The following is a 232-nucleotide window of genomic DNA, read 5'->3' on the forward strand; positions in this document are numbered from 1 at the left end:
TCCCGGCAAGGCGCTGAAGGGTCTCTCAGGCTGGGCGGTGCAGTCGTTTGCCCCGGGCCGCACCCTGCTGGAAGGCTACGCGCTCTTCATCATCGGCACCGCGCTGATCGCCATCCCGGTGGTGATCCTGTGCGCCCTGCGGATCGTGCAGCAGCGCCGGCACCTGCGCGCTGGCCGCTGACGGGGCATCGCCCGGGCCCGGCGGGGCGGTCTGCGGCTCGCCCGACGGGGC

General features: G+C 74.1%; 1 pseudogene. It reads left to right on the forward strand.

Features of this window, described 5'->3' with window-relative positions:
• Positions 1-181, forward strand: a pseudogene (locus ACQG3P_RS24775) (MFS transporter); the annotation flags it as partial.
• Positions 182-232 lie beyond the last annotated feature (51 nt).

Source organism: Stenotrophomonas sp. SrG (assembly GCF_050031795.1).
GTDB lineage: Bacteria > Pseudomonadota > Gammaproteobacteria > Xanthomonadales > Xanthomonadaceae > Stenotrophomonas > Stenotrophomonas rhizophila_A.